The organism is Nonomuraea sp. NPDC049637, assembly GCF_040675235.1.
Taxonomy (GTDB): Bacteria; Actinomycetota; Actinomycetes; order Streptosporangiales; family Streptosporangiaceae; genus Nonomuraea.
Window position 1 is genome coordinate 119,512 of record NZ_JBFAOM010000014.1, and the last position, 16,037, is coordinate 135,548.

17 protein-coding genes and 1 tRNA gene are annotated in these 16,037 nt (G+C 73.2%); 5 read left to right on the forward strand and 13 right to left on the reverse strand.

The genetic code is table 11. The features are described from left to right. Positions 1–23 precede the first annotated feature (23 nt). From AB0J71_RS21105 to AB0J71_RS21120, 4 genes are read right to left on the reverse strand one after another with little or no spacing between them, the layout of a single operon-like run. Entirely contained in the window at positions 24–956 is a 933-nt protein-coding gene (locus AB0J71_RS21105; protein WP_364415607.1) for a phosphotransferase, read from the reverse strand. Next, on the reverse strand, positions 943–1,089 hold the full coding sequence (locus AB0J71_RS21110; protein WP_352318872.1) for a hypothetical protein: 147 nt from the start codon (positions 1,087–1,089) through the stop codon (positions 943–945). Before AB0J71_RS21110 ends, AB0J71_RS21105 begins: the two co-directional genes overlap by 14 nt. 49 nt (positions 1,090–1,138) lie before the next feature. Beyond that, complete coding sequence (locus AB0J71_RS21115; RefSeq protein WP_364415609.1) at positions 1,139–3,616, reverse strand: PEP/pyruvate-binding domain-containing protein; 2,478 nt, start codon at positions 3,614–3,616, stop codon at positions 1,139–1,141. Continuing rightward, positions 3,613–4,344 carry a helix-turn-helix domain-containing protein gene (locus tag AB0J71_RS21120; protein ID WP_352318876.1) on the reverse strand — a complete coding sequence of 244 codons (732 nt, stop codon included), beginning with the start codon at positions 4,342–4,344 and terminating at the stop codon, positions 3,613–3,615. The genes AB0J71_RS21115 and AB0J71_RS21120 overlap by 4 nt, the downstream gene beginning before the upstream one ends. 113 nt (positions 4,345–4,457) lie before the next feature. Here AB0J71_RS21120 and AB0J71_RS21125 point away from each other — a divergent pair, with 113 nt between their 5' ends. The 3 genes from AB0J71_RS21125 to AB0J71_RS21135 all read left to right on the forward strand — a co-directional run bounded on the left by AB0J71_RS21125 (position 4,458) and on the right by AB0J71_RS21135 (position 6,185). Then, positions 4,458–5,003 (forward strand): hypothetical protein, encoded by a 546-nt coding sequence (locus AB0J71_RS21125; protein ID WP_352318877.1) that lies wholly within the window; start codon positions 4,458–4,460, stop codon positions 5,001–5,003. Between the two features lie 50 nt (positions 5,004–5,053). After that, entirely contained in the window at positions 5,054–5,434 is a 381-nt protein-coding gene (locus AB0J71_RS21130; protein ID WP_364415611.1) for a hypothetical protein, read from the forward strand. Positions 5,435–5,513: 79 nt separating this feature from the next. Continuing rightward, entirely contained in the window at positions 5,514–6,185 is a 672-nt protein-coding gene (locus tag AB0J71_RS21135) for a DUF6766 family protein (RefSeq protein ID WP_352318881.1), read from the forward strand. Here AB0J71_RS21135 and AB0J71_RS21140 read toward each other — a convergent pair. Continuing rightward, positions 6,119–6,955: a pyridoxal-phosphate dependent enzyme gene (locus AB0J71_RS21140; protein ID WP_352318883.1), complete on the reverse strand. Its 837-nt coding sequence runs from the start codon at positions 6,953–6,955 to the stop codon at positions 6,119–6,121. The two genes, AB0J71_RS21135 and AB0J71_RS21140, sit on opposite strands and share 67 nt — an antisense overlap. A gap of 43 nt (positions 6,956–6,998) precedes the next feature. Here AB0J71_RS21140 and galK point away from each other — a divergent pair, with 43 nt between their 5' ends. Next, positions 6,999–8,111 (forward strand): galactokinase, encoded by a 1,113-nt coding sequence (gene galK, locus AB0J71_RS21145; RefSeq protein ID WP_352318885.1) that lies wholly within the window; start codon positions 6,999–7,001, stop codon positions 8,109–8,111. Between the two features lie 6 nt (positions 8,112–8,117). Here galK and AB0J71_RS21150 read toward each other — a convergent pair whose 3' ends face one another. From AB0J71_RS21150 to AB0J71_RS21170, 5 genes are all read right to left on the reverse strand, one after another. After that, entirely contained in the window at positions 8,118–9,947 is a 1,830-nt protein-coding gene (locus AB0J71_RS21150) for a glycoside hydrolase family 15 protein (protein ID WP_364415613.1), read from the reverse strand. Positions 9,948–9,969: 22 nt separating this feature from the next. Beyond that, on the reverse strand, positions 9,970–11,007 hold the full coding sequence (locus tag AB0J71_RS21155) for a zinc-binding dehydrogenase (RefSeq protein WP_364415615.1): 1,038 nt from the start codon (positions 11,005–11,007) through the stop codon (positions 9,970–9,972). A gap of 154 nt (positions 11,008–11,161) precedes the next feature. Then, positions 11,162–11,935, reverse strand: a complete 774-nt coding sequence (locus tag AB0J71_RS21160; protein WP_352318890.1) for an enoyl-CoA hydratase-related protein — start codon at positions 11,933–11,935, stop codon at positions 11,162–11,164. 41 nt (positions 11,936–11,976) lie between these two features. Beyond that, the gene (locus AB0J71_RS21165) at positions 11,977–13,074 is read right to left on the reverse strand and encodes a nitric oxide synthase oxygenase (RefSeq protein WP_364415617.1); all 1,098 of its coding nucleotides are present in this window, start codon (positions 13,072–13,074) and stop codon (positions 11,977–11,979) included. A 422-nt stretch (positions 13,075–13,496) separates the two neighbouring features. After that, positions 13,497–13,568 (reverse strand) — tRNA-Asn (locus tag AB0J71_RS21170). Between the two features lie 126 nt (positions 13,569–13,694). Here AB0J71_RS21170 and AB0J71_RS21175 point away from each other — a divergent pair. Further along, positions 13,695–14,012 carry a YtxH domain-containing protein gene (locus tag AB0J71_RS21175; protein ID WP_352318894.1) on the forward strand — a complete coding sequence of 106 codons (318 nt, stop codon included), beginning with the start codon at positions 13,695–13,697 and terminating at the stop codon, positions 14,010–14,012. A gap of 69 nt (positions 14,013–14,081) precedes the next feature. Here AB0J71_RS21175 and AB0J71_RS21180 read toward each other — a convergent pair whose 3' ends face one another. The 3 genes from AB0J71_RS21180 to AB0J71_RS21190 are packed head-to-tail and all read right to left on the reverse strand — an operon-like array spanning position 14,082 to position 16,017. Next, on the reverse strand, positions 14,082–14,555 hold the full coding sequence (locus AB0J71_RS21180; protein WP_364415619.1) for a hypothetical protein: 474 nt from the start codon (positions 14,553–14,555) through the stop codon (positions 14,082–14,084). After that, entirely contained in the window at positions 14,552–15,826 is a 1,275-nt protein-coding gene (locus tag AB0J71_RS21185; RefSeq protein WP_352318898.1) for a hypothetical protein, read from the reverse strand. The genes AB0J71_RS21180 and AB0J71_RS21185 overlap by 4 nt, the downstream gene beginning before the upstream one ends. Before the next feature lie 32 nt (positions 15,827–15,858). Then, a complete protein-coding gene (locus AB0J71_RS21190; protein ID WP_352318900.1) occupies positions 15,859–16,017 on the reverse strand; it encodes a hypothetical protein in 159 nt (52 codons plus the stop codon). Positions 16,018–16,037: the final 20 nt, after the last annotated feature.

Here is a 16,037-nt window from a genome sequence, read left to right on the forward strand (position 1 = left end):
GCCGCTGACGGGCGGCGGCCCGTTCAGAGCCAGCGGGTGCGCAGCCAGGCGAGGGTGGCGCGGCGGGAGCGTTCGCGGCGGTCGCGCAGCGCCGGCGGCGCGGACGCGGTGGCCGAGCGCGTCCAGTAGCCGAGCAGGGCGACCAGGAGGGCGTCCACCTGGTCGGCGGGCGCCCGGCGGCCGAGCGGGTGCGTGGTGAGCAGGCGCTCGGGGTCGCGCGGCCCGAGGTCCGACTGCAGCAGCAGGCAGACCAGGTCGGCCCAGGCCGGGCCGGTGCAGGCCCGCCCCCAGTCCACCAGGCGGGCGGTCCCGTCGCGGTCGATGAGGATGTTGTCGAACCGCGGGTCGAAGTGCAGCAGCGTGCCGCCGGTGACCAGGGCGGTCCAGCGGCGTTCGACCGCGGCCAGGCGGGGCAGGCGGGCGCGTTCCCATGCTCCGGCGCGGGCGGGGTCGAGGGTGTTCCACAGCTCGCAGCGTCCCGACATGCGCCCGGCCAGCGTGGGCAGGCCGCCCAGCGGGGACGGGGTCAGCTCGCGGGCACACGCGGTGAGCAGGGCGAGGGCGGCGGCCAGCTCGTCGTCGTGCCACGGCTCGTGCGGGATCCGGCCGGGCGCGACCCGCGAGCAGAGCAGCACCCACCCCGCCGCCTGGCAGGAGAACAGGAACCGGGGGGCGGGCACGCCCGGCGGCAGGGCCGCGCCCACCACGGCCTCCGCCCGGTAGTCGGCCGCGTGCGGCGAACCGGCGGGCACGGCCTTGACGAAGACCTCGTCGCCGCCGGTCAGCGTGAGCACGCCGCGCACGCCGCCGGTGAAGCCGCCGTGCCGCCCCGCGAAGCCGGCCGCCGCCCGGCCGAGCCGCCGCTCGACCTCCCGGACGAGAGCACTGGGCAGGTCGTCCCACCCGGGCGGACCGGTCGGGAGGTCAGGCGGGTCGTGCCGTTCAGGTGGGGTCATCCGGTTGCCGGGCCTCCTGGAGGTCGGGCTGGGCGGTGTCGCGGTCGAGGCCCAGCAGGGCGAGGCGGAAGCGGGCGCAGCGCGCTTCGAGCTCGCGCTCGTCGTCGAGGATCCACTGTTCGATCATGGTCATCCAGTGAACACACCAGCAGCCGCAGGACGGCCGACTTGGCGCACTCTTTTCACTGGAGCAACTCGACCGTGCCGCGCTCGCCGTCCACGCGGACGCGGTCGCCGTCGCGCAGCCGCATGGTGGCGTTGCCGGTGCCGACCACGGCCGGGATGCCCAGCTCGCGGGCCACGATCGAGGCGTGCGACAGCGGCGCGCCCATGTCGGTGACGACGGCGGCCGCGCGCGGGAACATCGGGGTCCAGCCGACGTTCGTCAGGGTCGTCACCAGGATCTCGCCGGGCCCCAGCCGGTCGCCGTCCTCGGGGCCGGCGATGACCCTGACCACGCCCTCGACCACGCCCGGCGCGTCGGGGAACCCGGTCACGGTGTCGCTGACCGGGACGTCGAAGCCGCGGGCGTCGTAGACGTCGGCCCGGCGGCCCGGGTCGGCGGCCCACCGGACGGGATCGAACCGGCCGACGATCACCGTCGGGTACGGCGGCAGCGCGGCGTACCGCTCGTGGGTCGCCCGCCGGACCGGGACCCGGGCCAGGGCCGAGGCGTCGCCGCGCAGCACGTCGAGGATCTCCTCCAGGTAGAGGTGGAACAGGTCGTCGCCGTGCCCGGTCAGCTCCCCGGCGCGCACCACGAACGCCCGCAGCACCCAGAAGGCCCGGATGTTCTCCGAACGGGCGCTCTCCCGGTCGCGGACGACCGCGTTCCACCGCCGTACCCGGGCGCGCATCCGGGCCTCCTTGCCGGGGTAGCGGGCGGCGAACCGCGCCCACGCCTCCGCCCTGGCCTTCTCCTGCCGGGCCAGCAGCGCCTCGGTGCCGGCCCGCAGGTCGCGCAGGCCGGCGAGCTGGGCGTCGATCCAGGCCGGGTCCTCGCCGGGCCGGGGCCTTGAGACCTCGAACTCGTGGGGGCCGCGGTGCCCGTAGGCCAGCGCGAACTCCTCCCTGCTGATCTCGCCCCTGGCCAGCCTGCCCAGGCCCAGGACGGGCCCGAGGCTGGCCAGCTCGCCGTCGGCGTTGACGCCGGTGAGCATGGCCTCGGCGTCCGCCTCGCCCATCAGCCTGCGCAGCCGGTCGCGGGTCCAGACCAGCGTGGCGCCGCCCTGGCGGCCGGCGGCCTCCAGCATGCGGCTGGAGGTGACCAGGTGGGGCTCGATGGCGGACGTCCACAGGTCGGCCAGCTCGGCGCCGGAGGACGTGGCGGCGACGCGTTCGCGCAGCTCCTCGCAGCGCTGCCGGGAGGCGGCGAGGAAGGCGGGCAAGTCCTTGATGTTCCGGCGCACCCGCCGCTGGAGGGTGACGGCCATCGGCAGCACGCGCCGGACGATCTCCCAGCGGGCCAGCCGCACCGGCGGCACCTCCAGGCCGGCCGGCAGCCTGCCGAAGACCTGCTCGACCGCGCCCAGCCTGCTCCGCATGCCCAGGGCGGCGGCGATGGAGTGGACGACGCTGAGGTTCATGTAGAAGCGGCCGCCGATGTTGCCCACCAGGTCGAACCCGGGCAGCGCCGAGGCCGACATGGCCTCGCGGATGAAGATCTGGACGAACGACCAGGTCGCCGGCGTCATCACGTCGGGGATGGCCTCGCCCAGGTTGCCCGCGGTCCACAGGTAGTCGCCTTTGAGGCTGTCGTTCCACTCCTCGACCTGCGGTTTCAGGCCGGTGATCGGGCGGGCCTGGAGGATCGCGAACGTGCCGTCGCGCCTGGCCCACTCGACGTCCATGGGCATGCCGTACAGGGCCTGGATCCGTTCGCCGAGCGCGGCCAGCTCCACCGCCTGCGCCGGGTCGAGCACGGGAGCGCGGCGCAGGTCCTCGGGCACGGGCTCCTCGCCGGTGCCGCTCGCGGTGCGCACGGTCATGACGGTCTTGTCGGCGACCCGCGAGCCGGTGACCCGGCCGCCCGACAGGGTGATCGTGTCCGGCGTGACCTGCCCGCCGACGACGGCCTCGCCGAGCCCCCAGGAGGCGTTGACCACGATCTCGTCGCGCGCGCCGGTGACCGGGTCGGCGGTGAACATGATCCCGGCCGCGTCGGCGTCCACCAGTTCCTGGACGACCACCGCCAGGGCCACGTCGTCGTGCGGGACGCCGTTGCGCTCGCGGTAGGCGACGGCGCGCGGGTTCCACAGCGAGGCCCAGCAGCGGCGGACCGCCTCCAGCAGGCCGTCGGCCCTGACGTTGAGAAAGGTGTCCTGCTGCCCGGCGAACGACAGCTCGGGCAGGTCCTCGGCGGTGGCCGAGGAGCGCACGGCCACCGCGACGTCGTCGCCGAGCGCGGCGTGCGCGGCCCGGATCTCCTCGGCCAGACCGGCCGGGATCTCGTGCGCGGCGAACAGCGCGCCGGGGCCGCCGCTGGAGGCGATCTCGTCGCCGAACGCCGCCACGAACGACCGGTACGCCTGCGTCGTGACGACGAACCCGCCGGGCACCGGCAGCCCCGCCCTGGCCAGCCGGGCCAGCGAGGCGCCCTTGCCGCCCGCGGTGCCGAGGTCGGCGGCGGCTTCGTCGTCGAGGGGGATGACTGCCTTCATTTCACGCGCTCCTTGGCCGGGCTCATGGATGTCGCCAGTTTGCGCCGGGCGACGTCGGCGAGGGCGTCGAGGAGGTCGAGCGTGGCCCGCGCGACGGCGGCGGCGTCGTCGGGCGGCAGCGCGCGTCCGGTGCCCACCGCGCGTTCGACGGTCTCGGCCAGCAGCTCGGCGACGCGGTCGTCGGGCAGCCGCTCGGACTCCGGGCGCGCGCCGGGCAGGAACATGAAGCCGTAGAAGATCGAGCCGATCACCGTGACGTGCTCGGCCGGCTCCGCGCGCACGGCGCCCAGCCGGACCAGCTCGCGCAGGTACGCCTCGAAGGGGCCGCCGAGTTCGAGGCCGCCGGCCGCCGGTCGCTGCCGCTTGAGCCGGGTGAGCTTGCCGAGCACCTCGGAGTCGTCGAGCAGCACCGCGTGCAGCAGCGGCCGGTGCAGCAGCGCCGAGGCCAGGGTCCCGAACAGCTCGCCGAGGGTGGCGGGCGCGCCGTCGCGCACCCGGTCCAGCATGAGCACCCGCTCGCGCCGCAGCAGCGCGGCGAACAGCTCCTCGCGCGTCTTCCAGTGCAGGTAGATCGTGCCCTTGGCGACCCCGGCCCGCCTGGCGACGTCCTCGACGGTGGTCTTGTCGTAGCCCCAGCGCAGGATCAGCTCGGCGGCGGCGTCGAGGATCCGGTGGGCGCGCTCGGCCTGCCGCGCGGGGTCCTGCGGCGGCCTGCCCGCTCTGGCCATACCTTGCCTCCAATTGTTTGACCGGATGAGCTTAAACGGTCACACAATTGATGGCAAGGCCGGATCTCCCGTACGCCGCCGGGAAGGCGCCGCCGGGCCGTAGCGTAGGGGGCATGGGCAAGGCGTTCTGGATCGACCAGGAGTTCGACAGGGACCGTGACGGGCGCTACGCCGTGCACGTGCGCAAGAACCTCGACGAGTTCGAGTGGGGTGACATCGCGCCGGTCAGGTTCGCCTGCGCGGCCTGGCGGCTGGCCACCCCGCCCGCCCTCACCCCCGGCTACGTGCGCTGGGACCGCCGCGTCCTGGAGGCCACCTGCCACCGCAACACCTGGGACGGCACCCTGTTCGCGCGCGTCCGGATCGTCTCGCCGCTTCCCGCCGAGCTGACCAGGTCGCGCGCCTGGTGGCGCGACCGCGGCTGGCTGGGCTGGCAGGAGACCTTCGGCCAGTACGTCGAGCCGAGCCAGCAGGACCTCGCCCGCATCCCGTTCCTGCGCGCCACGCTGCTCGTCGAGGCGCCCGTGCCGCTCGGCGACCTCCCGCCGGAGCCCGAGGGCCCGCACGACGAGGTCGAGCAGCGTGCCCACCGGGCCGTGCTCGTCCTGGTCCGCGAGCTCAACGCGCTGGTCGCCCCGGTGCTCGACCAGCTCGGGTAGCCCGCCCGCGGGCCAGCATGCCCGCCGCCCCGGTGGGTAGCGGGAGGCGCATGAGATTTCCGTTCGTCGTGACGGCGCTCGTCCTGGCGGCCACCGGCTGCGCCGTGGACACGACGTCCCCCGCCCGCGCGGCCGAGCGTTTCCATGCGGCCCTGGAGGCTCACCAGGAGGACGCCGCGTGCGGGCTGCTGGCCCGGAGCACCGCCGAGAAGCTGCCCGACCGCGGCCAGACCTGCGCCCAGGCGCTGGGCGACCTCAAGCTGGGGCCCGGCGGCGCGGTCACCGAGGTGAGCGTGTGGGGCAAGGAGGCCCAGGTGCGGCTGGCCGGCGACACCCTGTTCCTGCACCGCTTCGACGACGGCTGGCGGGTCAAGGCCGCGGGCTGCCGGCCCGTGCACGACCTGCCCTACGAATGCGAGGTGGAGGACTGATGCGGGTGATGTTCACGCTGACCCTGCTCGTCATCGTGGCGGGGCTGGCCTGGTTCCTGGCCATAGGGTGGGCGCGGTTGTGAAGTGGTTGAAGGAGAACTCCCTCTCGCTGGCCTTCCTGGTCATGTTCCTGCTGGCGCTCGGCGGCCAGGCGGTGGCGGGCATGCTGCAGTTCAACGACCTGCAGCTGGTTCAGGGCGCCGACCCGGTGTCGTTCGCCGAGTACGTCACCTCCTCCGACTTCGCCGTGGACGTGGCCGAGAACTGGCAGTCGGAGTACCTGCAGTTCTTCCTGTACATCATGCTGACCGTCTGGCTCGTCCAGAAGGGCTCCCCCGAGTCGAAGAAGGTGGAGGACGCCGGGGCCGAGTCCGACGAGGAGCAGCAGGTCGGCGCGCACGCCGGCAGCCAGTCCCCCGCCTGGGCCAGGGCCCGCGGCGCCCGGCTGTGGCTGTTCAGCAACTCGCTCGGGCTGGTGATGGGGGCCATCTTCGTGTTGTCGTGGCTGGCCCAGTCGGTGGCGGGCCAGGCGGCCTACAACTCCGGACGGCTCGCCGACCTGCGCGACCCCGTCTCGTGGGGCCAGTACGTGACCTCCGCCGAGTTCTGGAACCGCAGCCTGCAGAACTGGCAGTCGGAGCTGCTGGCCGTGTTGTCGATGGTGGTGCTGTCGGTCTACCTGCGTCAGCGCGGCTCGCCCGAGTCGAAGCCGGTCGGCGCCCCGCACGCGGCCACGGACGTCGAGGGCTGACCGGTCAGCACGGCCACGACGCGGGTGCCCGGCGCGAACGCCCCCCGCCGGGCCAGGTCGAGCACGCCGTAGAGCATCTTGGCCACGTAGACACCCTCGACCCGGTGCTCGGCGGCGAACCGGTCGAGGTCGGGGGTCGAGCGGGCGTAGCCGCCGAAGTGGTGGTCGAGGTCGAGCGACCAGTTCGTCCAGGTGCGGCCGTAGGCCTCCCGCTGGAGCCGGGCCACCTCTCCGGCCAGGAAGCCGGCCCCCTTGAGCACCGCGAAGCCCAGCGCCCGCCTGCCCTCGGGCAGCCCGGCCGAGATGCCGGCCAGCGTGCCGCCGGTGCCGACCGGGCAGCAGACGACGTCGTAGTCGACGTCGATCTCGGGCGGGAGCTCAGCGCAGCCGCGCACGGCCGCGGCGTTGCTGCCGCCCTCGGGCAGGATCGCGACGTCGCCCCACCGCTCCCGCAGCCGCGCCTGCACCTCGGGCGTGTGCTTGAGCCGGTAGGTGGCGCGGTCGAGGTAGGTGAGGGTCATCCCGCAGGAGGCGGCGAAGGCGAGCGTGGGGTTGAGCGGCAGGTGCTCCTCGCCCCTGATCACCCCGATCGTCTCGATGCCGTGCAGCCTTCCGGCCTCGGCCACGGCCCTGATGTGATGGGAGTACGCCCCGCCGAAGGTGAGCAGCCGCCGATGGCCCAGGTTGTACTTGAGCTTGCGCCGCTTGTTGTCGTCGTGCATCAGGAACACCCGGACCTGGCCGAGCGCTGGATCCAGGAGCTCCTCCATGGCGCTAGTCTACGGTCGGGCCTTTGTTGAGGAGTGTTGGATTATGCGCGTTGCTGAAGCTTTTCGTGCCGCCTTCGGTGCCGATCCCCGCACGGTCTGGCGCGCGCCCGGCCGGGTCAACCTGATCGGCGAGCACACCGACTACAACGACGGTTTCGTCCTGCCCTTCGCGGTGCCGTGGGGCGTGAGCGCCGCCGTCACCCCGCGCGCCGACCAGACCATCCGGCTGCTGTCCCTCCAGTCCTCCGGCGGCCCGATCGAGCTGCCGGCCAGGGAGGATGCCACCGGCTGGGCCCGCTACGCCGTGGGCGTGCTGGCCATGCTCGGCGACCGGGTCGCCGGCGCGGACATCGCGATCGACGGCGACGTGCCCCAGGGCGCGGGCCTCAGCTCCAGCGCCGCGCTGGAGGTGGCCGTCGCCTCCGCGCTGAACGACGTCCACGGGCTCGGCCTGACGCCGATGGAGATCGCGCTGCTCAGCCAGCGGGCCGAGAACGACTTCGTCGGCATGCCGTGCGGCATCATGGACCAGGCCGCCTCGGCGCTGTGCGAGGAGGGCCACGCGCTGTTCCTCGACTGCCGCTCGCTCGGCTCCAGGAGGATCCCCCTCGACCTGGCCGCCGAGGGCCTGAGCATCCTCATCATCGACACCCAGGTCCACCACGAGCACGCCGGCGGCGAGTACGCCAAGCGCCGCGCCGAGTGCGAGTCCGCGGCCCGCAAGCTGGGAGTGGCGTCCCTGCGCGACGTCACCGACCTGGCCGCGGCCCTCGACCGGCTCCAGGGCGACGAGCGCAAGCGCGTCATGCACGTCGTCACCGAGAACCACCGCGTCGAGGCCCTGGTCGGCCTGCTGCGCGCGGGCAAGGTCACCGAGATCGGCGCCCTGCTCAACGCCTCCCACCTGTCGCTGCGCGACCAGTACGAGGTCTCCTCGCCGGAGCTCGACGTGGCCGTGGAGGCCGCCTTCCGCGGCGGGGCCCGCGGCGCCAGGATGACGGGCGGCGGCTTCGGCGGCTCGGCCATCGCCCTCGTCCCGGACGACCGCCTCGACGGCGTGCGCGAGTCGGTCACGGCCGCCTACGCCGAGCGCGGCTTCCAGGCCCCCCGCTTCCTGGCCGCCACCGCCGCCAAGGGCGCCCACCGCCTGGCCTGACGCCGGTCAGGGCGTGCGGGCCGCTCCCGCCCGCGCCAGGTTGACCCCGCTGGCGATCACCCCGATGTGGCTGAACGCCTGCGGGTAGTTGCCCGCGAACGCGCCCGTGGCCGGGTCGATCTGCTCCGGGAGCAGGCCGAGCGGGCTGGCGCGGGCGCACAGGGAGGCGTACAGCTCCTCGGCGCGGGCCCGGTGACCCTGCAGGACGAGGTTGTCCACCAGCCAGAAGCTGCACAGCAGGAAGGCGCCCTCGTCGCCGGGCAGGCCGTCCGGCGACTGGTCGTGCAGGTAGCGGTAGAGCAGGCCGTCACCGGCGGACAGGCGTTCGGCGACGGCGGCGGTGGTCGCCGTCATCCGCGGGTCGTCGGCCGGCACGACCTTGCGCAGCGGCAGCGCGAGCAGGCTGGCGTCCAGGCCGCCGCCGCCGTCGAGGTGCTCGCTCAGGCACTGCGCCTCCTCGTCCCACGCCTGCTCCAGGATCAGCCGGCGCAGCTCCTCGGCGGTGGCGCGCCACCTGGCGATCGGACCGTCCAGGCCCAGCCGTTCGCCGATGGCCGCGGCCCGGTCGAGCGCCACCTGGCACATGCCCGCCGAGTAGGTGAAGACCCGGCCCTGGCTGCGTACCTCCCAGATGCCCTGGTCGGGCTGCCGCCAGGTGTTCGCGGCGGCCTCGGCCAGCGCCGACAGCCCCGACCACAGCGCGGGCTGCAGGTCGCGGCCGGGCAGCAGCCACTGGTCGGCGCAGTCGAGCACCTCGCCGTAGACGTCGTGCTGGCGCTGGTCGGCCGCGCCGTTGCCCCACCGCACCGGCGCCGAGCGCCGGTAGCCCTCCAGGTCGGCGTCGACGACCTCCTCAGGTACGGGGTCGCCGCGCAGCGTGTACATGATCCGCGGCTGGCCGCTCTGCTCGAAGGCGTCGAGCACCCAGCCGAGGAAGCCGTCGGCCTCCTCCGCGAAGCCGACGCGGCGCAGCGCGAAGACGGCGTAGGCGGCGTCGCGGATCCAGGTGTAGCGGTAGTCCCAGTTGCGCACCCCGCCGACGGGCGCGGGCAACGAGGACGTCGGCGCCGCGACCAGCGAGCCGTTCACCCAGTCGTCGCACAGCTTCAGCGTGATCACCGAACGCCGGACCAGCGCCTCCTGCGGGCCCCGGTAGGTGCACGCGCCCATCCAGCGCCGCCAGGCGTCGGCGGTCTGCCGCACCATCGCCTCGGGGTCGAACCGGTGGTGACGGTGGATGCGCCCCCACGACAACACCAGGTCGAGGCGCTCGCCCTCCCGGAGGTCGTGCACGGTGCGCAGCCCCGTCAGCGGCCGGTCGGACCGCAGGTGCAGCCGCAGGTCAGGACGGCGGGACGCGCGCACCTCCAGGCCGCTGCCGAGCACCCGGACCTGCCCGCCGCCGCGCGGCGCCAGCTCCGCCCGCAGGCGCACGTCCCCCGCCAGGACGACCGCGGACCTGACCAGCTCGCCCCTTCCGCCGCCGGCGTCGTCGCTGAGGTCGGCGCCGGCGCGCAGGACCAGCGCGTCGGTGATCCGCACCACGCCGGACGGGCCGCGCAGCTCGGTGACCAGCACGGCGGTGTCCGGCACGTAGTACTGCCTGGCCTCGCGCAGGTCGTCGGTCGTCAGCGTGAAGCAGCCGCCGCGCTCGCGGTCGAGCAGGCCGCACAGCAGCGGGTCGCTGTCGAAGCGCGGCAGGCACAACCACGGGATCGAACCGTCGAGGGCGACCAGCGCCGCCGTCGTGCCGTCGCCGATGAGCCCGAGGTCCTCCAGGGGCGGGTAGCCCTCCCGGTGGCGGACCGGGCGGAAGGGTGGATCGAGGTCGAGCATCCGGCGTTCTCCTCCGAGGTACTCACCGGAAGGTGATCATCACCTTCACCACGTCGTCGAGCTTCTTGTCCGAGATCTCGAAGGCGCGTTCCATCTCCGCGAACGGGAACGTGTGGGTGGTCAGCGGCGTGGGATCGACCCGGCCGCCCTCCAGGAGGCGCAGCAGGCGTTCCATGCGCAGCCGCCCGCCCGGGCACAGGCCGGTCGTGATCTTCTTCTCGGCCATGCCGACGCCCCACTCGACGCGCGGGATGCGGACGAACTCGCCCTGGCCGTAGTAGCCGGTGTTGGAGACCGTCCCGCCCGGCTTGATGATTCTGATCGCGGTCTGGAAGGTGGCGTCCGCGCCGAGCGCCTCGATGGCGGTGTCCACGCCCTGTCCGCCGGTCCGGCGGAGCACGCCCTCGACGACGTCCTCGGCGCTGAAGTCGACGATCTCGTCGGCGCCGAAGTCGCGGGCCAGTCGCTGTCGGCGGGGCACCGACTCGACCCCGATGACCAGGCCGGCGCCGCGCAGCCGGGCGCCCGCGGTGGCCATCAGGCCCACCGGGCCCTGGGCCAGCACGGCGACCGTCCCGCCGATGGGGATGTCGCCGTTCTCGGCGCCCATGAAGCCGGTCGAGAGCATGTCCGCGCAGTAGACGGCCGTCTCGTCCGGCACCCCGGCGGGGATCTTCGCCATGTTGGCGTCGGCCTCGTTGACGTGGAAGTACTCGGCGAAGACGCCGTCCTTGGAGTTGGCGAACTTGAACCCGCCGAGCGGGCCGCCCGACTGCGACGGGTGACCGTCCTGGCAGGCGAGGTCGCCCCAGTCGGGGGTGATGGCCCCCACCAGGACGCGGTCGCCCGGCCGGAAGTCCCGCACCTCCTCGCCCACCTCGTGCACCACGCCGACGCCCTCGTGCCCGAGCGTGAGGTCGGTGCGCGGCCCGATGCCGCCCTGGACGGTGTGGGAGTCGGAGGTGCAGATGAGGGCGGTGGTGGTGCGGACGACGGCGTCGCGCGGCCCCGGCTGCGGCACCGGTTTGTCCATGAAACCGACCCGGCCGATCTCCCTCATGACGAAAGCCTGCACCGCGCCCCCCGACCGTGCCCCCCGCTGGACGTCCCCCCACGCCCCGGCCTGGGACCCTTCGGACACGTCCAGCCCTACCCGGCCGCGATCGCCGTCTAACCTCGGCGCGCTCCGCCCGTACCCCCTCCGGCCTGCGGTTTCACAGCGCCGGGAAGTCCGGCGGGCGGCGCTCCAGGAAGCTGGCGACGCCCTCGGCGAAGTCGGGCCGCCCGAAGGAGGCCAGCATCTCGTGGACGGCCTTCCTGGCCGACTCCTCCAGGGTGACGTCCCAGTCCTGCCACACCTGCCGCTTGATCACCGCCATGGACGCCGGCGAGCTGTGCACGGCCAGCTCCCTGGCGTACTCCTGGGCCTGCGCCAGCAGCGACTCCCCCGGCACCGCGCGGTTGGCCAGCCCCAGCTCGTACGCCTCCCGCCCGTTGAACACCCGGCCGGACAGCAGGACGTCCATGGCCCGCTGCTGGCCCATGACCCGCGGCAGCACCCAGGACAGGCCGTACTCGGCGACCAGGCCGCGGCGCGGGAAGGCGGTCGTCCACTTGGCCTCCTCGGCCGTGAAGACCAGGTCGCAGACGAGCGCGTGCACCATGCCGAGCCCGGCGCAGGCGCCGTTGACCGCGGCGATGATCGGCTTGCCGATGGTCGTGGGGAAGGTGTTGGGTCGGGGGTCGGGGGTCTCGTCGTAGGAGCCGGTCTGGATGGCGGCGAGCGTCTTGAAGTCGGCCCCGGCGCAGAAGCCCTTGCCGGCGCCGGTCACCACGATCGCCCGGACGTCGGGGTCCTTCTCGGCCTCGGCCAGCAGGTCGAAGTAGCGCCTGCCCATGGCGTCCGTCCAGGCGTTGAGCGTGTCGGGACGGTTGAAGGTCAGCGTGAGCACGCCCCGGTCCGACGATGAGAGCACGAGTTCCGCCATGCGCTAACCGAACCATGTTCTGGGCGGGGCTGGCAAGCGCATCAGCGGGCGGGGTGGCGGTGCACGTAGGCGGGGGTCAGCTCGCAGGTGTCGTAGTAGCGGTGGAAGACCGGGGTCGCGCCGCCCGACAGCGGCGGCACGATCCACGACCAGTCGGCCGGGCAGCGCCGTCCGGCGCGCTCCTCGCGTTCCAGGTGGGTCAGGAAGCGCCGGGACTCGGTGTGGTGGTCGGTGATCGTCACCCCCGCCCGTTCGAACGAGTGCAGCACCGCCACGTTGAGCTCGACCAGCGCGTGGTCGCGCCAGAGCGAGCGCTCGGTGGAGGTGTCCAGGCCGAGGTGCTCGGCCACTTCGGGAAGCAGGTCGTACCGGTCGGCGTCGGCCAGGTTGCGCACCCCGATCTCGGTGCCCATGTACCAGCCGTTGAACGGCGCGCACGGGTAGCAGACGCCCCCGATCTCCAGGCACATGTCCGAGATGACCGGCACGGCGTGCCAGCGCAGCCCCAGCTCCGCGAACCACGCGTACTCGGGATGCAGCAGCGGCACCTCCAGCACGGCGTCGCCCGGCAGGTTGCACACCAGCGGGTCGCCGAGCCCGGCCCGGACGACCAGCGGCAGCACGTCGAACCGGCCCGGCCCGCCGCGCCAGCCCAGTTCCTTGGCCAGGTCGGTGAGCTCGGCGTTGCGCGGGTCGCCGAGGACGCCGCCGCCGTTCAGCCGGTGCCCTGCGTAGCGGACGAGCTGGTCGTTGAACACCCGCGGGCCCGGCATGGCCGGGGTGTCCGGGGCGAAGACGGTGACGGTGGGCCTGATGCGCCCCTCCCCCGTCGCCTCGCGCAGGTGCGCCACGCACTCCACCGCGACGCCCTCGGCCGTCGTCACCTCCCGCCGGTCGCGCACCTTCAGCGAACGCCAGTACAGGCGTCCGATGCACCGGCCGCTGTTGCGCCAGGCGACCCGGGCGCCGAACTCCAGCTCCTCGAAGGTGTGGACGTAGGTGCCGTGGCGGGCGACGTCTCTGGCGACGTCGCGCAGCCGGGCGGCCAGGCCGCCGGCGGCGGGGTTCTCGGCGTGGAAGAGCCTGATGAAACGCTCCGCCTCGCGGAGGTCCGTGGTGCGCTCGAACAGCGCGTGCACGGCTTGCACATCGAAGGGACGCAGTGACCTGATCCAGGTACGCACGCGGCAACCAACATTTCGCTCAGCGGAGCGCCCCGCCGATTCCGGGTCGGCGGCACGTCCTGCCGGCGGCGCCCTCTCCACGCCCCCGTCACGACTTCCCGCGGCTGCCGGCCGCACCCGGCCGACTCGCCCATCTTCCCCCCGCGAACGCCTGTTGTCCCCGTAACGCCAGAATCAGTAACTCACCCACTACAACGCGTGAATCCCTCTCTTTTCACGACATGCCCGCGTCGACCTCGCGGCGATGCACCCTGATCGCTCAGGGCTTCGGATCCTCGGCGATCCGCGACTCTTCGAGCGCCCCCGGAGAACGCATCAGGCCCTCCCACCGGTCTCGGTGAGAGGGCCTGATCTGCCAAACTCTTGTCTGGCTGCAGCTCCCGCGATAGGACTCGAACCTATAACCTGCCGGTTAACAGCCGGCTGCTCTGCCGTTGAGCTACGCGGGATCGAACGTTCGCCCTGCTGGTCGGGCTTGTTGGGCCCTTCCGTCGTGCGCAGGAATAGATTAGCGCACTCCTGGAGTGCGTGTCGCATCGCAACTGGGGTAGGCCGGGAGACAGCGGAGGTGCAAGATGCGTTATCGAATGACATTTGCAGTCGGTCTGGCTGTCGGTTACGTGCTCGGCAGCAGGGCGGGCCGCGAGCGGTACGAACAGATCAAGCGGGCGGCCCAGCGTGTGGCCGACAGCCCGAGGGTCCAGGAGGCCGCGGGGGTGGTCGGCGCGCAGGCGTCGAGGCTGGCCGGGGCGGCCAGGGAGAAGGTGGGCGGGACGCTTCAGGAGAAGATCCCGTTCCTCGGCTCCGACGGTCACCACAGGTCCGGCAGCGGCTGGCCCGAGGAGGAGGATCTCGCGGAACGGAAGTCCCGCGAGACCGGCATTCCCTACTGACGGCCCGGTCCGAGATCCGGCCCTGAAGATCCAGCCCCGAGATCCGGCGCGGCACGGACGTGTGATTCCTCACACGCCCATGCTGCGCCGGACGCCTTCCAGGGCCTGTTCGGCCTGGGCGCGCAGGCCCGGGTCCGTCGGATCGAGCCCGTCGTCGAAGACGAGCGTCCAGCCCAGCACCTCGCCGCCCGGCGGACGCCTGGCCACCAGCCGGACGCCGCCGCGCCCCGGCAGGCTGACCCGCTTGTTGACCACGATGGTGGAGTTCACCCGCTCGCGCACGGTCTCGGGCAGCATCCGCGGTTCGGCGACGCGCTCGAAGTGGCGGGCGCCGCCGGTGGTGACGACCCGCAGCCCCTCGTCGTCCCAGGACGCCTTGTCGATCTCCTCGTACGGCACCCGCGTCCCGTCGGACAGGAACAGGGCGAGGTTGGTGGCCACCAGGTGACCGTCGGAGGTCTCGGTGAACGTCAGCACCCGCTCCCCCGGCCGGGTGTCCAGGGATCGGCGCACGTCGGCGGGCAGGCGGCGAAGAATGCTCATATCTCCACGGTATCGGCGAGCAGGTCGAGGGTGAGCGCCGCGCTCCAGGAGAAGTCCCTGCACCCGCGCCCGCTGCCGTCGAACGGGTCGAAGCACTCGCGGAACCCGGCCTGCCGGACGAGCCGCAGGGTGCCGTTGGCGAGCTGCCGGCCGAGCTGGTCGAGCGAGTGGACGGCGGCGGCCCGGCGTAACAGCCAGTTGGTGTTCACCCAGGACGGCCCGCGCCAGTAGCGGGTGCGGTCGAACTGGGCGGCGCGGATCTCGCAGCTCGGCACCGGGTAGCCGGTCGCGCCCATGAACCGGGCCGACTCCAGCACCTCGACGCAGGCGTGCAGGTGGTCGCTGGGCAGCCCGGGATCGAGCAGCGGCCCGAACGCGCCCACCGTGCAGACCTTGATCAGCCGGCCGGAGCGCAGGTCGAGGGGGTAGAAGCAGCCGTCCCACAGCCGGTCGAGCATGGCCTGCCTGATGCGTTCGGCCTGTTCGGCGTGGGGGGCGGGGTCGGCCCCCGCCACCGGCGCCAGCTCGGCCAGCGCCTGGCAGGAGGCGAGCCAGATCCCGTTGAACATCGGATCCTCGACCGCGAAGGGGTGCTCGTCGCGCAGGTACTCGGCGCGGTAGCCGGCGTCGCGGTAACGCATGGCCAGCCAGACGTAGCGGTCGTGGTCGCTGTCGGGGTGGCGTTCGGCCAGCTCGACGTTGCGGTAGCCGTAGCCGATGGCGGGCAGCGCGGCGAGCGGCTGGTCCCAGGCCGGGCTGTCGTCCATGCCCGACTCCCAGGGATGGACGATCGCCGCCAGCCCGGCGCCGCCGAGGTCGCGGGCCGAGGCGAGGTAGTGGTGCTGGGCGACGAGCAGCGGGAACGTGCGCCGGACGAAGGCCACGTCGCCGGTGTGCCGGTAGAGCCAACGCAGCGCCAGCGCCTGCAGCGGCGGGGAGGTGAGCCCGGAGGTGTAGACCCTGGGCGCGGAGGCGTGCTCCTGCGAGCGCCAGACCGACGGCCCGGGGAAGTAGGCCTCGCGGGTGTGGAAGACGATGTGGGGCACCATGCCGGTCGCCCACTGGCCGCTCAGCAGGCTGAGCAGCTCTTCCCGGGCGCGCTCCGGGCGGTGCCTGGCCAGGCCGATGACGACGAACGCGGAGTCCCAGCTCCACTGGTGCGGGTAGAGACCCGGCGCGGGCACGGTGCCGCTGCCCGTCCAGTTCGCCTCGAGCACGGCCAGCGCCTCGCGCCCGAGCGCGGCATCGTCAACCGCCGGCCGCGCCTCCATTCACTCACTATGCCTTGGGAAGCGGTCGGAAGCTACGGCCTCTTGGCCCACTTCGCGACGAACGTGACACCGAGGACGACGGCGCCGATGATGAGAGCCCACTTGAGAAGCGTGAAGACGAAACCCACGAGCGGGCCGACGAGAAGCAGTGCGACGATGATCGCGGCGATGATCAGAAGGATGCGTGCCATGTCTCCACCGTAGGAGATCC

What these genes read in the sequence shown, in the direction of transcription:
- AB0J71_RS21105 (WP_364415607.1), bottom strand. Translation starts at nt 956, where the DNA reads ATGACCCCACCTGAACGGCACGACCCGCCTGACCTCCCGACCGGTCCG.
- AB0J71_RS21110 (WP_352318872.1), bottom strand. Translation starts at nt 1,089, where the DNA reads ATGACCATGATCGAACAGTGGATCCTCGACGACGAGCGCGAGCTCGAA.
- AB0J71_RS21115 (WP_364415609.1), bottom strand. Translation starts at nt 3,616, where the DNA reads ATGAAGGCAGTCATCCCCCTCGACGACGAAGCCGCCGCCGACCTCGGC.
- AB0J71_RS21120 (WP_352318876.1), bottom strand. Translation starts at nt 4,344, where the DNA reads ATGGCCAGAGCGGGCAGGCCGCCGCAGGACCCCGCGCGGCAGGCCGAG.
- AB0J71_RS21125 (WP_352318877.1), top strand. Translation starts at nt 4,458, where the DNA reads ATGGGCAAGGCGTTCTGGATCGACCAGGAGTTCGACAGGGACCGTGAC.
- AB0J71_RS21130 (WP_364415611.1), top strand. Translation starts at nt 5,054, where the DNA reads ATGAGATTTCCGTTCGTCGTGACGGCGCTCGTCCTGGCGGCCACCGGC.
- AB0J71_RS21140 (WP_352318883.1), bottom strand. Translation starts at nt 6,955, where the DNA reads ATGGAGGAGCTCCTGGATCCAGCGCTCGGCCAGGTCCGGGTGTTCCTG.
- galK (WP_352318885.1), top strand. Translation starts at nt 6,999, where the DNA reads ATGCGCGTTGCTGAAGCTTTTCGTGCCGCCTTCGGTGCCGATCCCCGC.
- AB0J71_RS21150 (WP_364415613.1), bottom strand. Translation starts at nt 9,947, where the DNA reads ATGCTCGACCTCGATCCACCCTTCCGCCCGGTCCGCCACCGGGAGGGC.
- AB0J71_RS21155 (WP_364415615.1), bottom strand. Translation starts at nt 11,007, where the DNA reads ATGAGGGAGATCGGCCGGGTCGGTTTCATGGACAAACCGGTGCCGCAG.
- AB0J71_RS21160 (WP_352318890.1), bottom strand. Translation starts at nt 11,935, where the DNA reads ATGGCGGAACTCGTGCTCTCATCGTCGGACCGGGGCGTGCTCACGCTG.
- AB0J71_RS21175 (WP_352318894.1), top strand. Translation starts at nt 13,695, where the DNA reads ATGCGTTATCGAATGACATTTGCAGTCGGTCTGGCTGTCGGTTACGTG.
- AB0J71_RS21180 (WP_364415619.1), bottom strand. Translation starts at nt 14,555, where the DNA reads ATGAGCATTCTTCGCCGCCTGCCCGCCGACGTGCGCCGATCCCTGGAC.
- AB0J71_RS21185 (WP_352318898.1), bottom strand. Translation starts at nt 15,826, where the DNA reads ATGGAGGCGCGGCCGGCGGTTGACGATGCCGCGCTCGGGCGCGAGGCG.
- AB0J71_RS21190 (WP_352318900.1), bottom strand. Translation starts at nt 16,017, where the DNA reads ATGGCACGCATCCTTCTGATCATCGCCGCGATCATCGTCGCACTGCTT.